22 protein-coding genes are annotated in these 20,838 nt (G+C 63.4%); 7 read left to right on the forward strand and 15 right to left on the reverse strand.

Annotated features, from left to right (window positions below; translation table 11 throughout):
• Positions 1-4 precede the first annotated feature (4 nt).
• From KZO83_RS06630 to rimI, 3 genes are read left to right on the forward strand one after another with little or no spacing between them, the layout of a single operon-like run.
• Positions 5-316, forward strand: a complete 312-nt coding sequence (locus KZO83_RS06630) for a BolA family protein (protein ID WP_040243100.1) — start codon at positions 5-7, stop codon at positions 314-316.
• On the forward strand, positions 264-1,169 hold the full coding sequence (locus tag KZO83_RS06635; protein WP_247620215.1) for a hypothetical protein: 906 nt from the start codon (positions 264-266) through the stop codon (positions 1,167-1,169). The genes KZO83_RS06630 and KZO83_RS06635 overlap by 53 nt, the downstream gene beginning before the upstream one ends.
• Positions 1,159-1,629, forward strand: coding sequence for a ribosomal protein S18-alanine N-acetyltransferase (gene rimI, locus KZO83_RS06640; RefSeq protein ID WP_247620216.1), 471 nt, complete (start codon positions 1,159-1,161; stop codon positions 1,627-1,629). Before KZO83_RS06635 ends, rimI begins: the two co-directional genes overlap by 11 nt.
• 32 nt (positions 1,630-1,661) lie before the next feature.
• Here the strand turns inward: rimI and KZO83_RS06645 are convergent, their stop codons facing one another.
• Together KZO83_RS06645 and rsmD are read right to left on the reverse strand one after the other, a co-directional pair.
• Positions 1,662-1,871 (reverse strand): cell division protein ZapB, encoded by a 210-nt coding sequence (locus KZO83_RS06645; RefSeq protein WP_246941282.1) that lies wholly within the window; start codon positions 1,869-1,871, stop codon positions 1,662-1,664.
• A gap of 123 nt (positions 1,872-1,994) precedes the next feature.
• Entirely contained in the window at positions 1,995-2,618 is a 624-nt protein-coding gene (gene rsmD / locus KZO83_RS06650) for a 16S rRNA (guanine(966)-N(2))-methyltransferase RsmD (RefSeq protein WP_247620669.1), read from the reverse strand.
• A 136-nt stretch (positions 2,619-2,754) separates the two neighbouring features.
• Between rsmD and ftsY the strand changes: the two genes are divergently transcribed.
• From ftsY to rpoH, 4 genes are all read left to right on the forward strand, one after another.
• Positions 2,755-4,263, forward strand: a complete 1,509-nt coding sequence (gene ftsY / locus KZO83_RS06655) for a signal recognition particle-docking protein FtsY (protein ID WP_247620217.1) — start codon at positions 2,755-2,757, stop codon at positions 4,261-4,263.
• A gap of 4 nt (positions 4,264-4,267) precedes the next feature.
• Positions 4,268-4,936, forward strand: a complete 669-nt coding sequence (gene ftsE / locus KZO83_RS06660; protein WP_178999152.1) for a cell division ATP-binding protein FtsE — start codon at positions 4,268-4,270, stop codon at positions 4,934-4,936.
• Positions 4,933-5,925 (forward strand): permease-like cell division protein FtsX, encoded by a 993-nt coding sequence (gene ftsX / locus KZO83_RS06665; protein WP_247620218.1) that lies wholly within the window; start codon positions 4,933-4,935, stop codon positions 5,923-5,925. The genes ftsE and ftsX overlap by 4 nt, the downstream gene beginning before the upstream one ends.
• 153 nt (positions 5,926-6,078) lie before the next feature.
• Complete coding sequence (gene rpoH / locus KZO83_RS06670) at positions 6,079-6,945, forward strand: RNA polymerase sigma factor RpoH (RefSeq protein ID WP_178999154.1); 867 nt, start codon at positions 6,079-6,081, stop codon at positions 6,943-6,945.
• A gap of 94 nt (positions 6,946-7,039) precedes the next feature.
• Here rpoH and slmA read toward each other — a convergent pair whose 3' ends face one another.
• The 13 genes from slmA to KZO83_RS06735 form a co-directional block, all read right to left on the reverse strand.
• Positions 7,040-7,657 carry a nucleoid occlusion factor SlmA gene (gene slmA / locus KZO83_RS06675; RefSeq protein ID WP_178999155.1) on the reverse strand — a complete coding sequence of 206 codons (618 nt, stop codon included), beginning with the start codon at positions 7,655-7,657 and terminating at the stop codon, positions 7,040-7,042.
• 104 nt (positions 7,658-7,761) lie between these two features.
• A complete protein-coding gene (argB, locus tag KZO83_RS06680; RefSeq protein ID WP_247620219.1) occupies positions 7,762-8,679 on the reverse strand; it encodes an acetylglutamate kinase in 918 nt (305 codons plus the stop codon).
• Between the two features lie 51 nt (positions 8,680-8,730).
• A complete protein-coding gene (locus KZO83_RS06685; protein WP_247620220.1) occupies positions 8,731-10,143 on the reverse strand; it encodes a phosphomannomutase/phosphoglucomutase in 1,413 nt (470 codons plus the stop codon).
• Positions 10,144-10,215: 72 nt separating this feature from the next.
• Complete coding sequence (gene dut, locus KZO83_RS06690; protein WP_247620221.1) at positions 10,216-10,692, reverse strand: dUTP diphosphatase; 477 nt, start codon at positions 10,690-10,692, stop codon at positions 10,216-10,218.
• 13 nt (positions 10,693-10,705) lie between these two features.
• Positions 10,706-11,941, reverse strand: a complete 1,236-nt coding sequence (gene coaBC / locus KZO83_RS06695) for a bifunctional phosphopantothenoylcysteine decarboxylase/phosphopantothenate--cysteine ligase CoaBC (protein WP_247620222.1) — start codon at positions 11,939-11,941, stop codon at positions 10,706-10,708.
• A gap of 73 nt (positions 11,942-12,014) precedes the next feature.
• Positions 12,015-13,190, reverse strand: a complete 1,176-nt coding sequence (uxuA, locus tag KZO83_RS06700; protein WP_246941278.1) for a mannonate dehydratase — start codon at positions 13,188-13,190, stop codon at positions 12,015-12,017.
• 9 nt (positions 13,191-13,199) lie between these two features.
• Positions 13,200-14,657 carry a mannitol dehydrogenase family protein gene (locus tag KZO83_RS06705; RefSeq protein WP_247620223.1) on the reverse strand — a complete coding sequence of 486 codons (1,458 nt, stop codon included), beginning with the start codon at positions 14,655-14,657 and terminating at the stop codon, positions 13,200-13,202.
• A gap of 6 nt (positions 14,658-14,663) precedes the next feature.
• Positions 14,664-15,944 (reverse strand): TRAP transporter large permease, encoded by a 1,281-nt coding sequence (locus tag KZO83_RS06710; RefSeq protein ID WP_247620224.1) that lies wholly within the window; start codon positions 15,942-15,944, stop codon positions 14,664-14,666.
• Positions 15,944-16,516: a TRAP transporter small permease gene (locus tag KZO83_RS06715; RefSeq protein ID WP_178999162.1), complete on the reverse strand. Its 573-nt coding sequence runs from the start codon at positions 16,514-16,516 to the stop codon at positions 15,944-15,946. Before KZO83_RS06715 ends, KZO83_RS06710 begins: the two co-directional genes overlap by 1 nt.
• A gap of 74 nt (positions 16,517-16,590) precedes the next feature.
• Complete coding sequence (locus tag KZO83_RS06720; RefSeq protein WP_247620225.1) at positions 16,591-17,559, reverse strand: TRAP transporter substrate-binding protein; 969 nt, start codon at positions 17,557-17,559, stop codon at positions 16,591-16,593.
• Between the two features lie 96 nt (positions 17,560-17,655).
• The gene (locus KZO83_RS06725) at positions 17,656-18,678 is read right to left on the reverse strand and encodes a Zn-dependent oxidoreductase (RefSeq protein WP_247620226.1); all 1,023 of its coding nucleotides are present in this window, start codon (positions 18,676-18,678) and stop codon (positions 17,656-17,658) included.
• A 49-nt stretch (positions 18,679-18,727) separates the two neighbouring features.
• On the reverse strand, positions 18,728-19,939 hold the full coding sequence (manD, locus tag KZO83_RS06730; RefSeq protein WP_247620227.1) for a D-mannonate dehydratase ManD: 1,212 nt from the start codon (positions 19,937-19,939) through the stop codon (positions 18,728-18,730).
• Positions 19,936-20,682, reverse strand: a complete 747-nt coding sequence (locus KZO83_RS06735) for a GntR family transcriptional regulator (RefSeq protein WP_247620228.1) — start codon at positions 20,680-20,682, stop codon at positions 19,936-19,938. Before KZO83_RS06735 ends, manD begins: the two co-directional genes overlap by 4 nt.
• Positions 20,683-20,838: the final 156 nt, after the last annotated feature.

The raw sequence follows: 20,838 nt of genomic DNA on the forward strand, positions 1-20,838 counted from the left end.
TGTCATGAGTGTTCAGGCACGTATCGAAGAGAAGCTGCAGTCACTCGACCCCGAGCATGCGGCGGTCGAGAACGAAAGCCACATGCACAATGTGCCGCCGGACTCCGAAACGCACTTCAAGGTGACGTTGGTCGCCGAGCGCTTCGCGGGCCTGATGCCGGTCAAGCGCCATCAGCAGGTCTACGCGTTGCTCGCCGACGAGCTTTCCGGTCCGGTGCACGCCTTGGCTTTGCACCTCTATACGCCCGAGGAATGGCACCAGCGTGCCGCGACGCGTCCAGATTCTCCCAATTGTCGAGGCGGCGGCGCAGGCTGACATGGTAGGCGACGTCCAGCGGTTGCAATATCTCGAGGCTATGGGGCTTGGCGCTTGGACCAGCCGTTATCGGCTGCCCAATGCGCTGCCTACGCCTGCGTGCGAATGGGAAGCGGCACCGGTCGAAGCGCCGACGAGCCACGGTGCGCGTTTGCAAGCGCTGCTCGACGATGCGGCGAAGGTACCGTCGACGCCCTCTTCGGGCGAGGCGTCTTCGGGAGCAACGCCGTCGCGAGATACCGACAAGCCGGTCGTGAATGCATCTGCACGGGCATTGTTGCTGGGTGATGCGCCGCCCGCGTCGTCGTCTTCGGCACCGGAGCCTGCCACCGAAGCCGAACCAGCGACGCCGACCACGGATGTCGGCGAGACCGAGGCGCACACGGCGCTGCGCTACGACCTGCAAGTCGCGGCCTTGGAGGGGCGCTGGTTGCTGCTGGTGCCCGAGGCTAGCGCACCCGATCGAGTGGCGCATGAACTGCTTGGCAACCTGCTGCGCGCGGCCGGCATTGCCGTGGATGTGGCGCTCGAGTTCCGCAGCTTTCAATGGCCGCTCGTCGATAACGCACCGGCGACAGCGCCCCTGGACGAGGCGCGCGATGGCTTGCGTGCCTATCTCGCTGGCCAGGCGCGGCGCGGCTGGCGTCCCGAGCGGCTGTTGGTGTTCGGCCAGAATACGACCCTGGACGCGGTACTGGCTCTCGAGGAAGCACGCAGCGAGACCTTAAGCTTGCCATGCTGGACGCTGCCGTCGTTGTCGGAGCTTAAGTCGTCCGCCGCTGCCAAGCGCGCTTTGTGGCCGCAGCTTGCGTCATGGCGCGACGCCTGGGCCGGACATGACGATGCATCTTGAGCGTCTCGCTGTGGCGCATCTGGAATCCGTGGCGGCGCTCGAGGAAGCGGGGCAGGTACACCCCTGGAGGCGAGCGACCCTCGCGCAGGCACTCGCCGACGACACCCTGGAAGTCTGGGGGGCGTGGCGTGATGCGGCCCTACTAGGGTATGCGGTGCTTGCCTGGTTGCCCTTCGAAGCCGAGCTGCAAGCGATCACCGTGGTGCCACATGCGCGTCGTCAGGGCGTAGCAGGCATGTTGCTCGCACATCTCGTGACGCGCTCCCGACAAGGCGGTGCCGAGCGCTTACTGCTGGAAGTGCGCGAAAGCAACGCGCCCGCCCTGGCGCTGTACCGTCGATACGGTTTCAGCGAAGATGGGCGTCGGCGTGGTTACTATCCTCCCGTAGAGGCGAGAGGCAGCGAACGGGAAGCGGCGGTCCTGATGTCGGTGTCGCTCCAAGCGCGAGCGGTCGACTGACGGCGCTTCCCGTCTTGAGTATTGGTTCTGGGTTACTGGCTTTGCGCGTTGTCGCTGGTGTCGTCTTCGATATCCTGGAACTTGCCTAACAGTCCGTTAAGACGGCGCTCCCATTCATCACGCTCCTGCTTGAGGCGCGTGTTCTCCTCGCGCAGCTCTTCCGCCTCCATTTTCAGCATCTCGATGGTCTCGACAGCGTTCTGCACCTTCTGCTCGAGCTGGTTGAAGAGTTCGAGGCTCATGGACTTCTCCTACACGTTGGATGGGGCGATGCGAGTGGCACGGGCGAATCTTGCCGAGCCGTTGGCGGCTAGCGTACGCGCGCGCGGCGCGCGCGACAAGCGTCTCCAGGCCCCGACAGGGCGTCAGGTAGCGCGGTGGCGGCGATAAAGACGCCCGATGCCATCGCCGGCGCTCACCTCGCGATGCAGTTGCCAGTTAGCGGGCACCTGAGGCACGCTCTCGTGCTCTATTTCCAGATAGATCAATGCCTCCTCACTGAGCCAACCGTGCTCCTCTAGCGCTTGGCAGGCATCGACGGCGTGGCCCTGACGAAAGGGCGGATCGAGGAACACGATATCGAAGGGCGTGACGGGGCCGGCGAGAAATGCCATGGCGGGTTGGCGCTGCACATGGCCGTTGGCGCCCAGCGTGTCGATATTGGTGCTCAGGCTGGCGGCGACATCGCTTTCGGTCTCCACGAAAAGGGCCTGAGCGGCGCCGCGCGAGAGTGCCTCTAGCCCTAGCGCGCCGGTACCGGCGTACAAGTCCAGAACGTGTGCGCCGGCGAGCTCGAAGGCCAGCCAGTTGAACAGCGTCTCGCGGATGCGGTCCGGCGTGGGGCGCAGGCCGGGCCGCTCGAGCACGGGCAGCTGGCGACGACGGTAGTCGCCGCCGATGAGACGCAAGCGTCCGTTTGCGCGTGACGGCGATGCGCGGCGTGTGCCATGGGCAGGGCGCTTGGAGGAGGAGGAACGACGTCGATTCATGATGGGCGGATTGTACCGCCACCCGCCGCACAGTGATAGGATGTGGCGATTCAGACACTTCAGGACGCCGGGCGTCATTCCCGCCGTGTCGCGGGGAGCGTGGCGCGCGTCGTCCGCGTAGACGTAGATCACGCCCATGTTCGGTTTTTTAAAGCGTAAGAAGAAGCAAGAGTCTCCTGCCCAGTACGTCGATGAGTCGCAAGAGGATGCGGCGGCGCTCGACAAGGAAGAGGGCGGCACCGGTCACGAGGAATCGACCGACGATGAGGCGCGTCGCGCCGTTGGAACGGTCGATCCCGACTCGGGCGAGGCGGCCGAGATTGTCCCCGAGCCGTATGAAACCCAGGCCGCACGCGAAGCCTTGGACGACCCCGAGGTAACGCCCCGCGATGGTGCCATGGGCGATGCCCGGCCGCTCGATCCCAATGCCGAGGCGCTCGCCGAGGACGTCGCCCCTAGTGCCGAGGCGTCGCCGGCATCTTCTCAGGCGGCTGTCGAGCCGAAGACGATTGCCGAGCCCGAGCCCGAGCCCGAGCCCGAGCCCGAGCCTGAGCCTGAGCCTGAGCCTGAGCCTGAGCCTGACGATGAAGATGCGGTGCGCACCGGCGCGGCCGAAACAGCGTCGCAACCGACACCGCCCGATGACGCATCGGCCCAGGCCGATGAGCCGGCCAGCGTGGCGCAACCCCGTGAGCGCCCCAAGAAGAAGAGCTGGTTCGCACGCATCAAGTCGGGGCTCGGCAAGACGCGCGCCAATTTCACCGAAGGGCTGGCGGGTCTGTTTCTAGGCAAGAAGCAGATCGACGATGAATTGATGGAGGATCTCGAGACCCAACTGCTGATGGCGGATGTGGGGATCGAGGCGACTACCGAGATCATCGATCGCCTGACCGAGCGCGTCTCGCGCAAGGAATTGAAGGATCCGCAGGCGCTTTACTCGGCTTTGCAGGAAGAGCTCCAGGAACTGCTCGATCCGGTTGCCCAGCCGCTGGCGTTGCCGCCCAAGGGCGAAGGGCCGTTCGTGATTCTCATGGTCGGCGTCAATGGCGTTGGCAAGACCACTACCATCGGCAAGCTGACACAGCGTTTCCAGAACGAGGGACGCAGTGTGATGCTGGCGGCGGGTGATACCTTTCGCGCGGCGGCGGTAGAGCAGCTCAAGGTATGGGGCGAGCGCAACCAGGTGCCGGTAGTGGCGCAGCACACCGGCGCCGATAGCGCTTCGGTCATCTACGATGCGCTCTCCGCCGCCAAGGCGCGCGGTGTCGACGTGCTGATCGCCGATACCGCCGGGCGCCTGCATAACAAGAGCCATCTGATGGAGGAGCTCAAGAAGGTGCGTCGCGTGATGGCCAAGCTCGACGAACAGGCGCCCCACGAGGTAATGCTGGTGCTGGATGCGGGCACCGGACAGAACGCGTTGTCCCAGGCCTCGACCTTCAACGAAGCGGTGCCGGTGACCGGCATCACCTTGACCAAGCTCGACGGCACCGCCAAGGGCGGCATCATTTTCGCCCTGGCCAAGCAATTGGGCACGCCGATTCGTTTCATCGGTGTGGGCGAGACCCTCGACGACTTGCGCCCGTTCGCCGCCGAGGACTTCGTCTCAGCGCTGTTCGAGCGCGACACGGGCGGAGACGCGTAGCGGTATGATCGTCTTCGAGCATGTCGGTAAACGTTACGGCGGGCGCTCCGAAGCCCTCGCCGATATCAACTTCCGGGTGGGGCGGGGCGAAATGTTGTTCCTCACCGGGCACTCGGGGGCCGGCAAGAGCTCGTTGCTGCGCTTGATCATGCGTCTGGAAAAGCCGTCGCGGGGGCGCGTACTGGTGGCCGGTCATGACCTCGACCGCTTTCATCTCAGCCAAATCCCTTATTACCGCCGCCAGATCGGGGTGGTCTTCCAGGACCACCAGCTGTTGTTCGATCGCAGCGTCTTCGCCAATGTGGCGTTGCCGTTGGAGATTCAGGGCGTGGAACCCCGCGAGGCGGCGCGTCGTGTGCGGGCGGCATTGGATAAGGTCGGTCTACTGTACCGGGAAACGGCACTGCCCATCGAACTTTCGAGCGGTGAGCGCCAACGCATCGGCATCGCGCGAGCGGTGGTCAACAAGCCGTCGTTACTGCTCGCCGACGAGCCCACCGGCAATCTCGACCCGCAGCTCTCCGCGGATATCATGCGATTGTTCGAGGACTTCAACCGCATCGGCACCACGGTGATGGTGGCCAGTCACGATCTGGCCCTGATCACGCGCCTGCGGCATCGGGTCCTGCGCCTGCGCGAAGGTCGGCTAGTCGGCGACGAGGAGGCGGCATGACCCGACGCACGACGTCTTCTGAAAGCCAGCGCCCCGCGCGGCGTGGCGCCCGAGCCTCTCAGGTGGGTCTGGAAAGTCGCACGCGAGCCTGGCTGCGTCATCATCGCGCGATGTGGCTCGATAGTGCTCAGCGGCTCGCCAAACGCCCGCTGAGCAGCCTGTTGACGATGTTGGCGATCGCCATCGCGCTGGTGCTGCCCAGTGGGCTGTGGCTGGCACTGGATAGCGCGCGATTGCTGGATGCCGAACTCGATGAAAGCGCGACCGTGACCGTCTATCTCGATACGCGCCTCGATGAGCGTGAGGCGATGGATGTCGCTGCGCGACTGCGCGATCAGGCCCCTGTGGCGGGAGCACGGCTGGTGACGGCCGCCGAAGGTCTGGCCGAATTCCAGCAAGGCGTGGGACTCGAGGATGCCCTGGCCTCGTTGGAAGACAATCCGCTACCCGCAGCGGTGGTGGTTACCCCGGCCGATACCGATCCCGATTCGGTGCGTGTGCTAGCGAGTAACCTCGAAGCGGTTGAGGGCGTCGACGAGGCGCGTGTCGATCTTGCTTGGCTGGAGCGCCTGCGGCGGCTGGCTGAATTGGGACAGCGTTTGGCGCTGGCGTTGGCGGGGCTGTTCGGCTTGGGCGTGCTGCTGGTGGTCGGCAATACCATTCGCCTGGCGGTAGAGAGCCGTCGTCAGGAGATCGAAGTGGTAACGTTGATCGGAGCCACCCATGCGTTCGTGCGCCGCCCGTTCCTGTATAGCGGTGCCTGGTACGGCCTGGGGGGAGGCGTGCTGGCAATCGTACTACTGGTCCTGGGGGGGCATTGGTTGTCAGCGCCGGTCACCGCCTTGGCCGAGAGTTACGGGGCACACTTCACGTTGCCGCGATTAGGCTTCGGGGGATCGGTTTTGCTGTGTTTTTGTAGTACACTGCTTGGCTGGCTGGGTGCTTGGTTAGCCGTCGGCCGTCATCTTGCCGACATTAAACCCCGCTAGGCTTGACAAGCCTGATGGCATGTATTGAACTTTCGTTCAAGTTAGCCTTCTAATGGGTCATGCGTGCTATCAGGCACATGATTCCTTCGCCGTGCAGCCGTGGATGCTGGATACGCCACGCACGCAAGGTGAACAACCGATGGAGACATCTGCATGAGCAACAGTCTTCAGCCCGTGGGTCATCTTTCTCCCGGTCATGACCTGAATGGCTACATTCAGGCCGTCAATCGCATTGCTGTGCTGTCCTCCGACGAGGAGAGAGAACTGGGCTTCCGCCTGTACGAACAGGGGGATCTTGAAGCGGCGCGGCGCTTGGTCATGTCGCACCTGCGTTTCGTGGTGCACATCGCACGCAGTTATTCCGGCTACGGTCTGCCGCAGGCCGATTTGATACAGGAAGGCAACGTCGGCTTGATGAAGGCCGTCAAGCGTTTCGACCCGAATCAGGGCGTGCGCCTGGTATCGTTCGCCGTGCACTGGATCAAGGCCGAGATTCACGAATACGTGCTGCGCAACTGGCGCATCGTGAAGATCGCTACTACCAAGGCCCAACGTAAATTGTTCTTCAATCTGCGGGGTGCCAAGAAGCGTTTGGCGTGGCTCAATAACGATGAAGTCGATGCCATTGCCAAGGATCTCGACGTCAAGCCGCAGGTCGTGCGCGAGATGGAAGGTCGTCTCTCGTCGTTCGATGCTGGCTACGATGCCTCGCCCTCTGAAGACGAAGATCAAGGCTATCAGGCGCCGGTCCATTACCTCGACGACGAGCGTTACGATCCTGCCGCGCAGCTCGAAGCGGCGGACTGGGAAGAGGACTCTTCGCATCGCTTGCAGTCGGCGCTGGGTGAGCTCGATGAGCGTTCGCAGGATATCCTGAAGCGCCGCTGGCTTTCCGAGTCCAAGTCCACGCTGCATGAGCTGGCTGACGTTTATGGCGTCTCCGCCGAGCGTATTCGTCAGCTCGAGAAGAACGCCATGAAGAAGATCAAGCAGCAGCTTGGTGATACCTTCGCCGCCTGAGTTCAAGCGCTAATCGGAAACGATGGACGCGAGACGAACAGTACGCGGAAGCAACAATGCCCGGCCATGTGCCGGGCATTGTCGTCTGTAGCGTCTACACGTGGGCAGGGTGTGGCGTAGCGACCAGCAGGCGGGCGGAGAGCATCTGCCACTGATCTTCCCAGTGCTCTGTGGGAAGGCGCCGGAAGTCGCTGCGCACATATTGCGTGATGCGTCCATCGGCGGCGGCCAGCAACAGATTGGCAGCGGCCGAGACTTTTAGCGTGGTGCGCAACCCTTCGTGAATCTCGGCTTCGCGCAGTATCTGCTTGAGCTGGGTTTCCAGGCGGTCGAAGAGCTGCGTCATGCGCACGCGCAAGCGTGCGGTTTCGCCGGTCAATGCATCGCCACCGAGCAGCCGGCACAGGCCGGGGTTCTTTTCGGCGAAGCCCAGCAGCAGCGTCAGAATATGATGGCAGCGCGCCTGTGCCTGCGGCTCCTCATCGAGAATGCGGCGGATGCGCTCGAACAGCGTCTCCTCTATGAATTCGATCAGCCCTTCGAACATCCGCGCCTTGCTGGGGAAATGCCGGTAGAGGGCGGCTTCGCTGACGCCGACCTGGCGGGCCAGCGCGGCGGTGGTGATCCGCTTGCCGCTGTCCTCCTGCAACATCAGCGCCAGCGCCTGGAGGATCTGCTCCCGGCGAGTTTGCTTAGGTGTTTCCTGCGTCATCGATATTCTTCTATTGGAATCGTGTTAGCCCATCCTAATGGGCTGCCGGGACGCCGACAAATCGTCGCGCATCGCGGCGCACCGTCCTGGGTGCGAGGAGAGTGTCAGTCTTTGCTGCCTTCGCTTTCGATGTCAGTGATCAGTGTGCCGACACCGGCGTTGGTGAAGATCTCCAGTAGCGTGGCATGCGGTACGCGGCCGTCGATGATATGCGAACTGGCCACGCCGCCTTTGACGGCATCCAACGCGCAGCGAATCTTGGGCAGCATGCCGCCATGGATGGTGCCATCGCCAATCATGGCGTCCACCTGGGCGGTGGAAAGGCCGGTCATGACCTCGCCCTCGGCATTCATCAGCCCGGCGACGTTGGTCAGCAGCATTAGCTTTTCGGCACTCAGCGCTTCGGCGACCTTACCGGCGACCAGGTCGGCGTTGATATTGTAGCTATGCCCTTCCGCATCGACGCCGATCGGCGCGATCACGGGAATGAAATCGCGGGCGGTGAGCATCTCGATGAGGTCAGTGGCGATGTGCTCGACCTCGCCGACATGGCCGATGTCGATGATTTCCGGCGCGGTCATCTCTGGGCTTTGATGCTCGACGCGCAACTGGCGTGCTGTAATCTGCGCGCCGTCCTTGCCGGTCAAGCCGATGGCCTTGCCACCGCTGCGATTGATCAGGTTGACGATGCTCTTGTTGACCAGCCCACCGAGCACCATCTCGACTACGTCCATGGTCTCGGCATCGGTGACACGCATGCCGCCGACGAAGCGCGACTCGATGTTCAGACGCTTGAGAAGATCGCCGATCTGCGGGCCGCCGCCATGCACTACCACCGGATTGATGCCGACTTCCTTCATCAGCACCATGTCACGGGCGAAGGAGTCGATCAGGGTGTCTTCGGTCATGGCGTTGCCGCCGTACTTTACTACCACTGTCTTGCCGGAGAAGCGCTGGATGTAAGGCAGCGCCTCCGACAGGATCTCGACCACTAGACGCGGGTCGCGTGCGTGTTCATTCATGAAGGTTGTCTCCTTGGAAGCGGCCGGTGCTCAGGCACCGGCCGCCGAGCATCAGAAGGGGAAATCGGCCTCGGGGGCGACCTGCTTGAGGGCGTCGCGGAATTGGCCTTGAATGCGTGCCAGGGCTTCCTCGCTCTTGCCCTCGAAGCGCAGCACCAGCATGGGCGTGGTATTGGACGCGCGGCACAGGCCCCAGCCGTCGGCATAGTCGACCCGGATGCCGTCGAGGGTGGTCTTCACGCCGTCGTCGCCGAAGTCGCCTTCCCGAGCGAGCTTGTCGACGATGGCGAACTTGTTCTCGTCGCTGACCTTGGCATTGAGCTCTGGCGTGCTGAGGTCCTGCGGGAAGCGCTCAAAGAAGGCGTCGGCGTCCAGACCCTGCGTGGCGCGTTGCTTGGCAAGGATTTCCAGCAGCCGCGCGGCGCCATACAGGCCGTCGTCGAAACCGTACCAGCGTTCCTTGAAGAAGATATGGCCGCTCATTTCGCCGGCCAGCGCCGCGTCGGTTTCCTTCATGCGCGCCTTGATCAGCGAGTGCCCGGTGCGCCACATCTCGGGCGTGCCGCCGGCGTTCTCGACCACCTGGGCCAGGTTGCCGGTGCACTTGACGTCGAAGATGATGCGCGCACCGGGACTACGTTGCAGCAGGTCCTCGGCGAAGGCCATCATCAGGCGGTCAGGATAGATTACCTCGCCCTTGGGCGTGACCACGCCGAGACGGTCGCCATCGCCGTCGAAGGCCAGGCCAATGTCCGCGCCGGTTTCCTTGACGGTGCGGATCAAGTCCTCGAGGTTTTCCAGCTTACCGGGATCGGGGTGATGATTGGGGAAATCGCCGTCGATTTCGGCGAACAGCGGTATCGTTTCCGCTCCCAGGCGCTCGATCAGTTGGGGGCCGAGCTCGCCAGCCACGCCGTTGCCGCAGTCGACCACGGCCTTGATCTTCCCGCTCAGACTGATATCGCCGAGGATGCGTTCGAGATACGCCTCGCGCACATCCATTTCCCGCAGGCTACCTTCACCTTCCCCGAGCGCGTCGTCCTGAATGCGCTGATAAAGCGCGGTGATGGCGTCGCCGGAGAGCGTTTCGCCGCCTAGCACGATCTTGAAGCCGTTGTAGTCGGGCGGGTTGTGGCTGCCCGTGACCATGACGCCGGAGCTGGTGCCCTCCAGCGTGTGCGTGGCGAAGTAGAGCACCGGCGTGGGCACCATGCCGATGTCGATCACATCGCGTCCCGCGTCGCGTAGGCCACGGATCAGGGCCGCTTGCAGGCGCTTACCCGAGTGGCGGCCGTCGCGGGCGACGACCACGGTGGCTTCGTCGCGGTTGGCGGCTTCGGCCCCGATGGCACGACCGATCAACTCGACGCCGTCCTCGGTCAGGCTGTCGTCGACGATGCCGCGAATGTCATAGGCGCGGAAAATGGACGCGCTGATGGATGTATTGGGAGCTTGTTGGCTCATGGTGAATCCCTTCGAGTCGATGGCCATGTGGCCGTGAACGTCGGGGCGACCGTCAGCGTCGCCCGCCCGAACTCAATGGCGTCCGGAGTGACCGAAGCCACCTCCGGCGCGCTCGCTGGCGGCGAAGTCCTCGACGATGTCGAGCTTGGCCTGTACCACGGGCACAAGCACATATTGTGCCAAGCGCTCGCCCGGTTCCAGAACGAACGTCTGGTTGCCGCGGTTCCAGACCGAGATCATCAGTTCGCCTTGATAGTCGGAGTCGATCAGGCCGACAAGATTGCCCAGCACGATGCCATGCTTATGCCCCAGGCCGGAGCGCGGCAGGATCATACCGGCAAGTCCCGGGTCGCCGATGTGAACGGCCAGGCCGGTGCGCACCAGCTCGCAGTCACCCGGTGCCAGCGTCAGCGGGCCATCGAGCAAGGCGCGCAGGTCCATGCCGGCGCTGCCGGTGGTGGCGTAACCGGGCAGCGGGAAGTCGTGTACGCGTTCGTCCAGAATCTTCACCGACAAGATGGTGTCGGAAGACAACGAGGCATCTGACATGAGAATGGGTCCGTCAGTCGTGCGCCGTAGGGGCGCGGTGGGCGTAAAGCGTCAATACCCGGTCGACGATGGCATCGGCCAGGGTGGTCTTGGGCTGTGGCGGCAGTGCTTGGCTGTCAGTGCCATCGCCGACACGCCACAGCAGCAGGGCGGCGTTGTCGTCGGCGCCGAAGCCGAGTCCCGCCTGGGAAACATCGTTGGCGACGATCATATCCATGCCCTTGCGGGTCAGCTTATCGCGTGCATAGCGTTCCACGTCGCGGGTCTCGGCGGCAAAGCCGACTACCAGCGGGCGCGGTGAACGTGCGGCGATCTCGGCCACGATATCGGGGTTCTTGACCAGGGTGAGCGTCAGCGTCTCGCTGGCGTCGGTCTTCTTGAGCTTGTGCTCGGCCACTGTTTCGGCGCGGTAGTCGGCGACCGCCGCGCAGCCGATGAAAATATCGCTCTCGGTGACGGCGTGCTCGGCGGCGGCAAGCATTTCGCTTGCCGATGTCACATCGATGCGCTCGACATCCGTAGGCGTCGCCAGGGCGACCGGCCCGCTGATCAAGCGCACGCGGGCGCCACGTCGGGCCCAGGCAGCGGCCAGGGCGTAGCCCATCTTGCCGGAACTGTGATTGGAGAGGTAACGCACCGGATCGAGCGCCTCATGGGTCGGCCCGGCGGTGATCGTCACTCGCAACGCCTCGGCATCGCGCACAGCCGGCGTCTCTGCGAGCTCGGTGATCAGCGCTTCCGGTTCGCGCATGCGGCCGGGCCCGACATCGCCACATGCCTGCTCGCCTCCATCCGGGCCCAGCAGGCGCCAACCCTGGGTGCGCAACGTCGCGGCATTGGCTTGGGTCGCGGGATGGCGCCACATGGCCTGATTCATCGCCGGTGCCATGACGCATTGCGCCTCACTGGCCAGGCACAGCGTGGTGAGCAGGTCGTCGGCATGGCCATGCGCCAGGCGCGCCATGAGATCGGCGGTAGCCGGCGCGACGAGGATCACGTCCGCCCAGCGCGCCAGTTCGATATGCCCCATGCCCGCTTCCGCCTCGGGGTCGAGCAGTGACGTGCGCACCGCTTCGCCGGTGAGTGCCTGAAGCGTCAGCGGGGTAATGAACGTCTGCGCGCCTTCGGTCATGACCACGCGCACCTCGCAGCCCGCCTTCTTCAATAGACGGGCGAGCTGGGCGCTTTTGTAAGCGGCGATACCGGCACTGATGCCGAGTAACACGCGCTTGCCGAAGAGTGTTGGCATGGCGGGAATCCTGACCGTTTTGCAGGCCTTCCACCTTACCATCGTGCCCCGGCTTTGCGTAGCGGACGCCGCTTCAAGCGCATAGCTGTTTGATGGCGATCTCTATTCCTCGCAATTCTGCCAGCCCCTTGAGACGCCCGATCAACGGATAACCCGGGCGTGTTTCGCGCGATAGGTCATCCAGCAGGTGATGGCCATGATCGGGGCGTAGCGGCAGTCGTGGATCGCCGTCACCCTCGCGGCGACGTTCCTCGTCGAGCAGGGTCTTGATCACGCCGACCATGTCGACATCACCATCGAGATGAGCCGCCTCATGGAAAGTTCGCGGGTCGGCCTCGCGCTTCGTGGCGCGCAGGTGGGCGAAGTAGATGCGCGAAGCGAAGCGCTCGCCCATCGCCACGAGATCGATGGCGTCGCTGACACCATAAGAACCCGTGCAGAAGGTCAGGCCGTTGGCAGGGCTGGGCACGGCATCGAGGATCCATTGAACGTCGTCGGGCGTCGAGACCACGCGCGGCAGGCCGAACAGCGAGCGGGGCGGGTCGTCGGGATGGATCGCCAGGCGAATGCCGACCTCCTCGGCCACCGGCACGATGGCGCTCAGGAAATGGCCGAGATTGGCGCGCAAGCGGGCGGCGTCGATCTCGGCATACTCGGCGATCACCTGGCGAAAGCGCGCCAGAGTGTAGTGTTCCTCGGCGCCGGGTAGCCCGGCGATGATGGTGTCGATCAGTCGCTGGCGCGCCGTTTCGTCGAGCGTTTCGAGATAGCGGCGTGCGGCCTCGCGTTCGGCGGTATCGTAGTCGCGTTCGGCGCCGGGGCGTTCGAGCAGGTACAGGTCGAAGGCCGCGAAGGCGGTTTGCTCGAAGCGCAGCGCGGTGCCACCGCCGGGTAGCGGCCAGGCCAGGTCGGTGCGTGTCCAGTCGAGAACGGGCATGAAGTTGTAGCAGACCACGTCGATACCGCAGGCCGCCAGATTACGCAATGTCTGCTGGTAGTGGGCGATGTAGGTCTCGCAGTCGCCGCGCCCCTTTTTGATGTCCTCGTGGACCGGCACGCTTTCGACCACCGACCAAGTGAGCCCCGAGGCTTCGATCAACGCTTTGCGCTCGGCGATTGCCTCGCAAGGCCAGGTCTCACCGTTGGGGATCTCGTGTAGAGCGGTGACGATGCCAGTAGCTCCGGTCTGGCGGATGTCGTCGAGGGTGATCGGGTCGTCGGGCCCGAACCAGCGCCAGGTGTGTTCCATGGTCGTCTCCTATCGTGTCGGGGCGTCGAGAATGGTCAGGGCCTCCCCGACGCCACCTTCGGTCAGCGTGGAGTAGGCGTCGAGCACCGCGTTAGAGAAGCGGGCATCGTCGGCCAGCTCGCTTGGAAAAACGCTGTCGAGGGCGAGGAAGGCGGCGATCAGTGGCTCGGGCTTGTCGTGGTTGGCGTGCAACGCAGCGAAGGTGTCGGCCATCGGGTCGTCGACCGGGTGGCTCTCGCCTGCCAGATTGCTGCCGGCGGTGTAGCGGATCCAGGCCGCTACGCCGAGCGCCGTGCAAGCGATCTCGTCCCCGACCTCGAGCCGTACCTGCGCTCCGGCGAGCCAGCGTTGGGGGAGCTTCTGAGATCCATCCATGGCGATCTGTTGCAGGCGATGATGCAGGCTATCGTTGGCAAAGCGAGCGATCAGACGATCGGCGTAGGCCTCGAGGTCGATATCTGCCGGCATGGCCAACGTCGGTGCGGCTTCGCGGCGCATGTAGCCGCGCAGCAGGGCGGCGAACTCCGGACGACCGACGGCTTCTGCCACCGTTTCGATGCCGGCCAGCGCGCCGAGATAGGCGAGCAGCGAATGGCTGCCGTTGAGCATGCGTAGCTTCATGGCCTCGAAGGGGGCGACATCGGCGACCATCTGCACGCCGTCGTGCTGCCAGTCGGGGCGACCCTGCGGGAAGTCGTCCTCGATCACCCATTGGCTGAAAGACTCGCAGGCCACTGCGGCGGGGTCGTCGATACCCAGTGTGCGCAGGCGCTCGAACTCGGCCTCGCTCATCGCCGGGACGATGCGATCGACCATGCTCGAGGGAAAGGCCACGGCATCGGCGATCCATTCGGCGAGTGAAGGGGCGCGCTGATGGGCCAGCTCGATCACCGCGCGTCGGGTGCGCTGGCCGTTATCGGGCATGTTATCGCAGCACAGTATCGTGAACGCCGGGGTGCCGGCCATGCATCGCCTAGCCAGCGCTTCGACCAGCATGCCCGGTGCGGTCCGCGGTTGCGTGGGATTGGCGATGTCGTGGCGAATCGGCTCAGCGTCGAGCAGCAGCCGTCCGTCCGCCGGGTCGAGGTGGTAGCCCTTCTCGGTCACGGTCAGTGTGACGATGCGCACGGCGGGCTCGCTCATGCGCCCCAGCAGGGCCTCGAGGTCCTCGCCGCCGGGGCCGGCATAGAGCGTCTCGCGGATCGCCGCGACCTCGCGTAGGGTCAGGGTGTCGCTGTCGGTGTATTCGGCGACGTGATAGCGCTGTTCGCGTTCGCGCATCAGCTCGACGAGCTGGCGGTTGGAACGCAGGTTGGCGCTGGCGATGCCCCACGGGCCGCCATCATGGCGGGCCAGGTTACGCTCCAGATAGACCGCTTGGTGGGCGCGGTGAAAGGCACCCAGGCCGAGATGCACGATGCCCACCGTGGCCGGCGCGTGCGTGCTGGGTATCGATGTCGGGATCATGGTCGATCAGTCTCCCATCAGCAGATTGGGCAGCCACAGCGAAAGGGTCGGCACATAGGACACCAGTAGCAGCACCACCAGGTTGCAGATCAGAAACGGCACGATGGCGCGAGCGACACGCAGCATCGGCAGCTTGCCGATACCCGAGACAACGAAAAGGCAGACCCCGAGGGGGGGAGTGGTCAGTCCGATCATCAGGTTAAGCACCGCCATCAGGCCGAAATGCACGGGGTCCATGCCCACGCCGGTGGCTACTCCCAGTAACGCGGGGAACAGAATGATCAGTGCGGCGATGGTTTCCATGAAGGTGCCGACCACCAGCAGGATCAGGTTGAGTATCAGGATGACCACGATGGGATTCGCGCTAAAGCCTAGTATCTGGTCGGCGATCATCTGCGGGATCTGTTGGCTGGTGAGAATCCAGCCGAACAGGTTGGCCAAGCCCACCAGCAGCATCAGCGAGCCCGAAGTCAGTACCGTATCGACGACGATCTGCGGCAGGTTGCGCCAGGTAATCCCCTTGTAGACGAACATGCCGATTATCAAGGCGTATAGGCTGGCGACGATGGACGCCTCGGTGGGCGTAAAAAAGCCGCCGATGATGCCGTAGAGAATGATGAAGGTCATCATCAGTGCCCAGAACGCGCTGCGCCCTTCCTTGATCAGTTCCTTGAAGGTCGAGCGCCTCTCGCGTGGGTAGCCGCGCTTCACCGCCAGGATGTACACGGTGATCATCATCGCCAGGCCCAGCAATAACCCCGGAATGGCGCCGGCCAGAAACATCCGGCCGACCGAGACGCCGGATAGCGAGCCGGCGATGATCATCGGCACGCTGGGGGGAATGATCGGCCCCACTGTCGACGAGGCGGCGGTCACTGCAGCGGCGAAGGGCTTGTCATAGCCGGCGCGTGCCATGCCGGGGATCATCACTGAACCGATGCTTGCTGCATCGGCCACGGCGGTGCCCGAGATGCCGCCGAAGATCATCGAACCGCCCACGTTAGCGAGCCCCAGGCCACCGCGGATATGGCCCACCAAGGCATTCGCGAAACGCACGATGTGATCGGTGATATTGCCGACGTTCATCAGGTTGCCGGCCAGCACGAAACCGGGAATGCATAGCAGCACGAAGGTGTCGATGCCCCCGTACATGCGCTGCGGGACGATGGTCAGCGAGATGTCCGATAGCAGCAGGTAAGAAAGTGAGGCGATGCCCAGCGAAAAGGCGATGGGAATACCCACCAGCAGCAAGACCAGAAATACGCAGAACAGAACGGCGATTTCCATTACGGCGTCTCCCCGGTATGGGTCGATCCGCCGCGAGCAATGGCCACGCTGGCCTCGATCAGGCCGATCGCCGCATACAGGGCGGATAGGCCGAACAGGGCGACGGTCGAGAAGAAGATATAGTGCATATGGACCTCAAGCGTCGGCGAGGTCTGGAAGGCACCCACCTGAGCGAATTGCATGGCGTAGGGGATCATCCATGCGGAGAAGACACCCACGACCAAACAACATAGTGCTCGGTAGACCAACTGGCTGCGCCGGCCCAACAGGTGCTGGAAAAGTTCGACGTTGACGTGGCGGTTGCGGCGAAGGACGAGGCCGGACGACAGCGACACCATGTAAATGAATAAATAGCGCGATAGCTCCTCGGTCCAGGCCGGGGAGCTAGGCAGCGCCACTCGGGAGACGACTTGCAGGATCACCACGGCGGCGATGGCTAGCAGCGCCAGCGATGCGAGTAGGGCAAACAGGCGGTCGAGCCCGCTGACCAACCGCCCCCAGATACCGCCGAGGGGTGGGATCTCGGCGATGTCGTGTAGCGGATCGCTCGGTATGGAATCGGAATCGCTCATCAGGAATGTTCCTCGGCGAGTCGGCAGAGTGCCGGGGCCGTCATGCCCAGCCCCGGCGTGGGGAATGTGCCCGATCAGAGATCCTGGATCGCCTCATAGAGCTTTTGCTGTTCGTCGTTGAGCGACGCTTTGACAGCCGGTTCGGCCTTGTCGGCGAAAGCTTTTTGATCGACCTCGACGAACTCCATGCCGGCTTCTTCGAGCGCGTTGCGCAGACGTTTCTGGTCCTCGCTGAAGAGCTTCGCCTCATAGGACTGCATCTGCTGAGCCGCATCGAGAACCACCTCTTGCAGGTCCTCCGGCATTGACTCGAGCTTTTTCTTGCCGATCACCACGTAGATCCAACTACGCACGTGATCGGTCACGTTCACGTAGTCCTGAACCTCATTGAAGCTGGCGCTCTCGATCAGCGAAAGCGGGTTCTCCTGGGCATCGATGGTGCCCTGCTGCAGCGATGTGAACACCTCGCTGAAGGCCATTGGCGTGGGTTTGGCGCCGAGTGCCTGCCAGGTGTCGACGAACAGTGGCACGTTGGGCACGCGCAGACGCAGGCCGTTCAGGTCGGAGGGTTTCTTGATCGGCCGGTTGGAGGTCAGCTCACGCGGGCCGCGTTCGAACCAGGCGATCGGTACCAGGCCGGCTTTCTCCTCGATCTGTTGTTCGATCTGCTTGCCGATATCGCCCTCGACTGCCTTGCGCAGATGCTCGGAGTCGCGGAAGGCGTAGGGCACGGCCATCATCGCCGCCTTGGGGGCCCAGTTCTGCAAGCTTTCCCCGGTGATGGTCATATCAGCGGTGCCGAGTTGAATGCTGTTGATGACTTCCATCTCGGTGCCCAACTGCTCGTTGGGAAATATCTGTACGTCGATGCGGCCGTCGGATTCCTCTTCGACGACTTGTTTGAAGCGCTCGGCGGCTTTGTTCCAGATGTTTTCTTCGTTGGCCAGGTGGCCGAACTTGAGGGTGTAGTCCGCGGCGGTGGCGAACGGGGCGGCGAGGATGCTTGAGCCGATAACGGCACTGGCGAGTAGTTGTTTGAGCATGACGTTCACTCCTGACTCTGATTGAGGGCTGTTGTTGTTGAGCGTTGAGTAGTGGTTTGCAGTCGATGTTTGGCGAGTGCGAGGGATCTAATCGCTTCAGGCATCGAGCTCGATGAGTACCTTGCACACGCGTTCCGGGTAATGGTCGATCATATGGATCGCCTCACCCATCTCGGCGAAGGGCAGCCGGTGGCTGACCAGCGCCGTGGCATCGAGCCGCCCGCTGGCGAGCATCTCGATGACTTCGGGGAACTTGCGGTTGTTGAGTCGTGAGCCGACGATCGTCAGCTCCTTCTTGATCACCTCGAGTTGAACCAGGTCGCTGGGCGTGGCGTTGAAGCCCAGCAGGCCGATGCGCCCGGCTGGTGAGGCGATTCGCGCCATTTGAGGAAACAAGGCGGGTACGCAGGCGGCATCGGCGATTAGCGGCACGCCTTCGCCGCTCGTGCGCTCGGCCATCACGGCCTCGAGGTCCTCCCGCTGACCGTTCACTGTGTGGCTGGCGCCCAGTGAGCGGGCGACGTCCAGCCGGTCGTCGATGACGTCGCAAACGGTGATGTCAGTGAGCCCTTGCGCTCGGGCGACCTGGAGGATCGTCAGGCCGATCACGCCGGCGCCGAGGATCAACAGGGCATCGCCGTCGTGAGGCTGCATGCGCGCCAGTACGTTGGCCGCGATGGTGTAGGGCTCGACCAGCGCGGCCTGATCGAGAGCGATGTTCTCGGGCAGCCGATGAGCGTTAGCGGCGGGAACGCTGACCTGGTTGGCGAAGCCGCCGTTGCGGTGCACACCGATCACCTGCATGGCGCTGCAGACGTTGGGCCGACCGATACGGCAGGGGTAGCACTCGCCGCAGTTGATGACCGGGTCGATGCATACTCGGTCACCCACCGACACGTTCTCGACGCCCTCGCCTACTGCCTCGACGACGCCGGCGAACTCGTGGCCGGTAATCCGCGGGAAGCGTACGAAAGCGTTGTCGCCGTGAATGATGTGCATGTCCGAGCCGCAGATGCCGGCGAAGGCGACGCCGACGCTCACCTCGCCAGCGGCGGCTTGCGGGGCATCGACGTCAACGATACTGAAATCGTGAGGGGCGCGAACCTCAAAGGCTTTCATGACGGACTCCACTCTTTTCAACGGGGAACGGGATGACGGATAAACGGGATTACCAGTGCCAGAGCGTGCCGTCTTCCAGACGGTTGACCGGCAGACTGGCGCGTTTGTAGGGGTACTGGGCCGCGCGTTCCTCGTCGATATCGACGCCGTGTCCCGGAGACTCGCCCACCAGGAAATGGCCGTCCTCGAAGCGATAGTCGTGGGGGAAGACCTCATCGGTGAGTGGGTCGTGGGGCATGTGTTCCTGAATGCCGAAATTGGGTACCCAGGTGTCGAAGTGAATCGCCGCGCCCAGACATACCGGCGATAGGTCGGTGGGGCCATGGAAGCCGGTACGTACATGATAAAGCGCAGCCAAATCGGCGACGCGGCGCATCGCGGTGATGCCGCCGCCGTGGGTGAGCGGCATGCGGATATAGTCGATCCACTGGTTCTGGATCATCTCTCGGCAGTCGTGGATCGAATTGAAAACCTCACCGATTGCCAGCGGCGTGGTGGTGTGTTCGCGGATCAAGCGCAGGCTCTCCTGGTTCTCGGCCGGCACGCAGTCTTCCAACCAGAACAGGTGATAGGGTTCAACGGCCTTGCCCAATCGCGCTGCCTCGATCGGCGTCAGGCGATGATGGACGTCGTGCAGGACGTGCAGCTCGTCGCCGAAGCGCTCGCGTACTGCGGCGAATAGCTTGGGCGCATGATTAAGGTACTTTTCGGTACTCCAGACGTGCTCGGCAGGCAGTGAGGAGTCGGCCGGCTCGTAGCGCTCGCCGGGGTTCTTGGCCACGCCGTAGGTGGTCTTGATCCCCGGCACGCCGGACTGGACGCGCACTGCGCGATAGCCCATCTCGACATGACGGGCGACTTCCTCGAGGCAGTCATCGATTTCCTGGCCGGTGCAGTGGGCGTAGGTCATGACGCGCTCACGGCTTTTGCCGCCGAGTAACTGATAAAGCGGCATGCCCGCGGCCTTGGCCTTGATGTCCCATAGCGCCATGTCGACGGCGGCAATGGCGGTCATGGTCACTGGGCCACGCCGCCAGTAGGCACCGCGATAGAGATACTGCCAGGTATCTTCGATGCGGCTGGCGTCGCGGCCGATCAATGTCGGCACGACGTGTTCGTCGAGGTAGGCCGTCACCGCCATCTCGCGGCCGTTCAGGGTGGCATCGCCGATGCCGTAGGTGCCGGACTCGGTGACGATCTTGAGCGTCACGAAGTTGCGCCCAGGGCAGGTGACGATGGTATAGGCGTCTTGAATCTTCATGCACTGGCTCCAGAAAGCAGCGAGGTTCGACGACCACCCGTCGAGGTGGACGTGAAGAGTTCGGGAAAGCGTTCGACCAGGTCCGGTAGCGAGCTGAGTATTTCGCGCAGGTGTTCCCTCACGGCCTTTTCAGCAGCCTCGGGATCGCGCGCAATGATGCTTTCGAGAATGTGGGTGTGCTGATCGATCAGTTTCTTGATCGGCGTGGCGTCCGGCACGCTCAGATAGCGCACACGGTCGAGTTGTGCCTTGACCTCCTGTGTCACGCGCCAGGCGGCGTCGTGGCCAGTCTCTAGCGCGAGGGTACGGTGGAATGCTTCGTCGAGACGGTAGAAGCGGTCATGGTCTTGCGTCTCGATGCAGCGTTGCTGGCGGTCGATGAGTTCGCGAAGTTCATCGCGTACCTCTGGCGCGAGCCCCTGTTCGGCGGCGTCTCGTGCGACCGCGATCTCGATGGCTTCGCGGACGAAACGTGCCTCCATGACATCGGCTTGAGAAATGTGCACGACGTAAGTACCGCGTTGGGGACGTACCTCGATAAGGCCGGCCTCCGAGAGTCGAATAAAAGCTTCGCGTACGGGTTGCCGGCTGACCGCGAAGGTATCGGCTATCTCTTTTTCCGACAGTGCCTGGCCGGGCGCCAACGTCATGCGAATGATCGATTGGCGTAGGACCGCATAGAGGCGTTGACGGACGTTGCCGTCGGCTTGTTCGTCCCAGAGCGCGAGCAGCGATGGCGTCATGTGAAGGTCCTGAATCGATGCTTTGTATGACTAGTATGGTAGTCAGGTTAGACAATCATGCGATGCGACTTTGGTTGGGGGTGATCGGCATGCGATATTGCTAATTAATGAGATATTGCTGATATTATGTCTGGGTGTGCCGTGACATTCGCAAAC

This window comes from Chromohalobacter moromii, assembly GCF_023091865.1.
Taxonomy (GTDB): Bacteria; Pseudomonadota; Gammaproteobacteria; order Pseudomonadales; family Halomonadaceae; genus Chromohalobacter; species Chromohalobacter moromii.